This window comes from Acinetobacter sp. YH16038, assembly GCF_013417275.1.
Taxonomy (GTDB): Bacteria; Pseudomonadota; Gammaproteobacteria; order Pseudomonadales; family Moraxellaceae; genus Acinetobacter.
Window position 1 is genome coordinate 1 of sequence record NZ_VPEG01000066.1, and the last position, 5,638, is coordinate 5,638.

At 39.8% G+C, this 5,638-nt stretch carries 5 protein-coding genes; all 5 read right to left on the reverse strand.

Annotated elements, in window-relative coordinates; all coding sequences use genetic code 11:
• Nucleotides 1-259: 259 nt before the first annotated feature.
• Complete coding sequence (locus FTV34_RS15995; RefSeq protein WP_179991720.1) at nt 260-1,171, reverse strand: replication initiation protein; 912 nt, start codon at nt 1,169-1,171, stop codon at nt 260-262.
• Between the two features lie 255 nt (nt 1,172-1,426).
• The gene (locus FTV34_RS16000) at nt 1,427-1,705 is read right to left on the reverse strand and encodes a hypothetical protein (RefSeq protein ID WP_179991719.1); all 279 of its coding nucleotides are present in this window, start codon (nt 1,703-1,705) and stop codon (nt 1,427-1,429) included.
• Between the two features lie 14 nt (nt 1,706-1,719).
• Complete coding sequence (locus tag FTV34_RS16005; protein ID WP_180070788.1) at nt 1,720-3,855, reverse strand: hypothetical protein; 2,136 nt, start codon at nt 3,853-3,855, stop codon at nt 1,720-1,722.
• Nucleotides 3,845-4,381, reverse strand: a complete 537-nt coding sequence (gene mobC, locus FTV34_RS16010) for a plasmid mobilization relaxosome protein MobC (protein WP_180070790.1) — start codon at nt 4,379-4,381, stop codon at nt 3,845-3,847. The genes FTV34_RS16005 and mobC overlap by 11 nt, the downstream gene beginning before the upstream one ends.
• Before the next feature lie 362 nt (nt 4,382-4,743).
• The coding region (locus FTV34_RS16015) for a primase C-terminal domain-containing protein (RefSeq protein ID WP_180070792.1) at nt 4,744-5,638 on the reverse strand (895 nt) is incomplete at its 5' end.

A 5,638-nucleotide genomic window follows, 5' to 3' on the forward strand; every position in this document is an offset into this window, starting at 1 on the left:
GTGTTTGGTGTTTGAGGTGTTTGGTGTTTGAGGTGTTTGGTGTTTGAGGTGTTTGGTGTTTGAGGTGTTTGGTGTTTGAGGTGTTTGGTGTTTGAGGTGTTTGGTGTTTGAGGTGTTTGGTGTTTGAACTTTCTAATTGTTTTTAGTTATTTTCTATTTAACTTATAAAACAAGAATAATAAAAACCCCCACTTTAAAGCTAGGGAAGATTCAAAACAAACCCCAAGAGGGGCTGTTATCTGATATGGCTTATCTGCTATCACTTTATCAAACCTTTTTTCTTGCGCCGATAATATGTAGCTTGACCAATTCCAAGGGCTTCCCAAGGCTTTTTTGAACGCTCTGAATCAGCTTTAGGGCCACGTTTGGACTTGGCACCTCCCTTCGCACCACGTTTAGCTTGAATCTCGCTGAAATCTCCATAGCTGAAACGCTGCCAAACCCATTTAGCAATACTCTTTGATGTCGCCTTTACTTCGCTATACGGTAAAGGTTGTTCAAAACCGCTATTAATCGCTTCTATTTGCGCCCTGACGGCTCTTTCCCACTCGTGGCTAGAGTTGTGGTGCATGTAGTCTCTAATCGCCTTATACGCCCAATGACGCCCTTTCTCGAACATGGTGACATTGCGACCTAAACCAACTACTTCAAGTTTTTTCGGTATCTTCTTCGGCAGATCCACGAAGTCAGCAAGATAATCCAGCGAATACGCTTTATCAGTCCAAAAAATCGTCCTCCACTGGTCATTGAGAGGATTTTTTGTGATCAAATGAGAATAACTGAGATCAGCACCCATTTTGAGTGCAAAAGCGTAGTAAATAGCTTGTGCGTACTTGATTGCTTTCACACTAGCAAACTCGCTTGTACAAAGCGGTATCTCAAGCTTGTAGCAGTGATGGCAATGACCGTTGATTGGGTTCTGTGTTGTCCAAAACGGCTGTGGCAAACCTGCGTCAAACCAGGATAAAGCGGAATCTTCTTTGTCATCATCAAAGACAAAGTAAATCGTCATAAGTGGCGGATTAACTTGAATATAGGGCTTTTTAACCGCAATAGATTTGGGACGAATAAGCATATAGCCTGGTTTTTCGTCCATACAATAAGGTTTAATCGGTAGGTCTTGATAAAAAATTGACCGAAAATCAGTGTCTTTTGCTTCACATTTATTCATTTATAACAGTAACCGCTTGCAAAGCTCGCAAACACTGCTAAAATTAAGACATATTCAGGTGTTTAATTTTTAGTGTTTTCAAGCATTTAAATTAAAATTCCGAAGAAAGACAGGACGGCAATCCTGTTTTTTTTCGCCTATGAAAATGTAGCACTATTTTCAGTAAAAGCATACTGCAGTAAAAACAGTGATTTAGAGATGCTTTTTTTTTCGAGTACAGCAATGTAAAACATTGCTACGCAGAAAAATAAAGGGTCATCTTCTACTTTTACGCTTGATCACGTTGAATGCTTGATTTAACTCAATCGGGTCATAGTTCAAGCTTTTACACAAAGTAAAAAAGTTTTGATTGTCCATTTTTTCATGACACCAATTTAGCTGTAACAGCCAATGTTTTTCTGCATTTAATTGTTCGCACACATCATGTAAATAAGACAAGTCTACATTTTCCATTTCAGAAAAAGTAAGCATTGCAGCATAAGCAACGTCACTGATTGATGATGTTTCAAAGTGCTCGCTAATATCTATTTTCATAATTTTTTCATCTCCTACATTGTGAATCCGTTGTCATTATTACGTTCAATAGCTTTTGTTTCAGGCTTCGCCTGAAATAACGGCTTAACTTCGTTTTCTTTTTTATCAAGATCATTTAAGCGATATTCGTTTGAAGTTCGTTCAAGTGAGAATGTCCGATTGAGCTTTTGTCGAGTGTCGTAATTCAGATGACAGCCTGATTTTTTCATATAATCAATAATGCGCTCATCATTGCGTATCATCTTGTTTACAATATCAATTTCATCTCTACTCAGCCCATTTTCATAGTGTTGATAGTGTCCTAGTTCTTGAAATTTGGTTTCGATGTAGTAAGCGACTTGCTCAATATTTCGATTCTTAAATGCTTCATGCTGACGTTCTGACCAAACAGCAATACGCTCCGCAGTCGGTGAGCGATAACCATTGTTTTTGAAATATCGAGTTAAATCAGTACAGGGCTTTGGCTTAATCACAACATTACTGAGTTGTCGTGCAATTAAATCAATGTGTTTAGTTGTTCGATCAAGTTGTTGACTGAAAGTTCTAGCTTCTGAAGCTTGTTGTTTAACTCGCTGACGTTGATTTCGTTGTCTGTTGCTGTATTCAATGATGATGCTGTCGAAAGTGCTTTCGTTAATTGCGATTGTGTGAGCTGTATATCGTCCAGAATTGGTTTTAGTTCTTGATTGATCTTGCTCTGCACTAATTTTTCGATGTTCGAGTTGTCCAGTACAGTAAGCAATTTCTCTTGCAAATGTTTTTGCGCTTGCATTGCGAATGTCTGTAAAGACTGCGACATATCTAGCTTTGGTACTTGGTTCATTTGCTGAATTAGTGCTGTGTTGCGCTGTTCTAAGTGCTCGATGTACTTCTTCTGCTCGTTGATACAAGTCTGCTGTAGCTCGTTCTGTTTCTGTAGCAAACTGACTTGCTGACTGATTAACTGCTTTAATTCGCTCATTTACTTCACCCATGAAATTATGATCAGGATTAGCAGTAATGCTGTACATGATACTGACAAAATTAGACTGATTTTCTGCTGTTGTTGCTGTGTCTGCTGTTGAGCTAAGCTCTGAATATTCAAACTTTCGGCTTGTTTCACTAAACTTTGTACCTGATTCAATAGCTCGGTTGATCTGTGCGTCAGCTTCTGCACTGATTCCTTTTGCTCTTGTGCGTTGTTGATCAAGTTCTGACAGCTCTGCTGTATTTCGTTGTCTATAAATTTCAATCGGGACCTGGTACTTGTCTGCAAAGAATCTAGCTCTTGATTCAGTTGCTCGTTGAAGTTTGTTATAGAGTTCATTAACTCGTTTTGCATCGACTTCATTTGCTCTTGATGCGCTTTGATCTGCTTCTGCTCTAGCTCGATTTTCTGCGTAAGCAGTGACATTGAATCCATCTTTATAAAACTCCCCTGCGAGCTTCACGGCTGTCTTATCACCGTGCAATTTGACTGAAATAGTGTCTTTAGCGTTTCGTGTGATGATTCCATATTCAGCAAGCGTTTGGACAACATCGTTACGGTCTTGAATCACGCCTGCGTTAATGCGCTGGGCAACGATTTTATTTAAAAGCTCTTTTTTTTCAGGCTTGGTTTTACCTGCAAAATTAATTTCAATGGCCGCCAATCTTTGTGAATGCGTGTGGTGCGGTAGCTGTACATCAGCTTTCAAAATTGCGAGGTCATCAGGTTTGGACCAGCAATGTTTTTCGTTTAAATAATCTCTGAGTTTATCGAAGTATTTTTCGTGTCCGGGAGGAGCAATATTTAATGACTTACCTGTTCCAAGATCGACACGCGGCACCAAAACATGCACATGCTTTGAACCATCTTGCGCAACATGCAAAACAGCATTCATGTGATAGCGTGTCGGGTCTAAATCAGCAAAAGCATGTTTTTCAAATTGATCTAATGTTTCTTGAATCTGTGCATCAGTCGGATTGTCTTGTTTTGACCAAGCGATTACTGCTGACGAATAGCGGTAATCAAAATCTAGGCTTTCAGTAATGGCAACAAATGTTTGTGCATCACCTCTGAGCGTCTGAATATCAGGACGCAAATCGCCTTTTGCATCTTTTTCAGCAAGTAAATAGCCAACCGCTTTGCGTGGACAGCCTTTCCCATGTTTCGTAAATTTAATGTGCATCGGTTTCGACCTCCACTAACTCAACGGCTTTGACTGCTCGGACTCTCGCATTCTCGATAGCGGTATCGGACATTGTTGTTTTTTTAATTTCACCAATCACGCTATGTATATCTTCTTGGATTGCTTGAAGCACTTGCAGACACTCGATAAAGCTAAATTCTTGAGTGAGATCCAACTCTTGTTGTCTGTCATTTTTAATAAGATTTAAAGCTCTAGCACACTGATTCAGATTTGTACCGACTCGACCAAGTTCGAATAATACGGCTGGGTCTACTTTTGGCGGTGCTCGATGATGCTTTTTTTGTTTGAGTGGAAATGTGGGTTTCACATAGTTTTCAATTTCAACTAAATGAAATTCTGCACTAATCGCATTTTTAATTAGTCGATTGTTGAAGTCACTAAACTGTAAGTTTCTTTTCTCAAGAAAATCATCAAGCTGATTTTTTTCATCAACTGTCAGACGTAGACGTTTAACTTCTGATTTCGGATTGATCTTTTTAAATTTTGTTAAGTCTTCATCATCCATTTTTACCACTCCCCTGCTTATGGTTTTGGATGGGGGTTTGGGGGCGAAGCCCTCAACAAGACTTCTGTGCTACAACATCGATGGACTGCGTAGCAGGCACATGATTTGTAGCTACAGGGTAGGCTTGCTTAAATTTCAAGTTAGCACTTTGCGCTTGAATAAACAATCGTTCATCAAGAACATTGTTTATTCATAGCAAGGGCTAACGAAATTTAAGGAGGCAGGGGAGTTATAGAAAAAGCAAAATAAAAGCGGGCTGGGAGGTTATGGACAATCGCAAGCGAACATCAAAACTGGTCTGTGAATAAGGCTTATGGACAAGTTGTGGAAAAGCATAGCTGTACCACAACTTGCCCACAAGCTTATATCACAGGTTTTGATTTTGCCCACAACCACCCGACGCCCATAGACATAGAAGTTAAAAATCTAAAAAGAGAATGTTTATTAGTCATGGTGAGCAATATTGCTTCGCAATCTTGCTTGGATATATAGGGAACAGGCGCCAGAGAACAGACCCCATACTGATAGCTATTTGGAAAAACAGATTTCTGCTTTAGACCCGGCTTAACTGCTACTGATTTTCTGTTTTTCTGAATGCGGCTTTTATGCTTCTTAATTAGCGCATAGACAGTAGATTTAGACAGTTGAGTAGTATTTACAATCTCAGCAACAGATAAGCCTTTGCGATGCAGCGAGAGGGCTTTTCTGCGTTGTTTTGCGTATGACTTACCTTTTGCTGCTCCACCTTTTCTTCCTAACTGTTTTGCGATCTTGCGTAGCACATCGTTAGTGTTTTCAGAGTAGCTATAACGCTCATAACAAAAACGGGTAATACTCCGGCAGATTTCACGCACTTCACGCTCAACCAGTGGCGTTTTGCACTTCTCAAGATTGAGTTTATTCATGAAATCAAACAAGCAAGACATAAACTGGCGTTTTGTCCAGTCCTCGCCATGTTTGAAATACAACTTATAAGCGTGATGCCGTACTGTTTCAAACAGCCAATTGTTACGCTCCCCTACTGTTATATTTTTGCTTAATTTGACCGCTTTCGCTGAATTTGGAGTGAATAGCATAGGGCGTATCACTGGACGCTCATATATACGTGTGATTCTCGCAAGTTCAGCAAGCTGATACGGCTGTACTCGCATAGTAGATACTCGCCACATGCTGCTATGCGGATTTTTGGCGACTGAATTTCTATGCGCATAATCAGATGTTAGATGCTGTTTTTGGGGTGTTTTTACTGCAATTAAT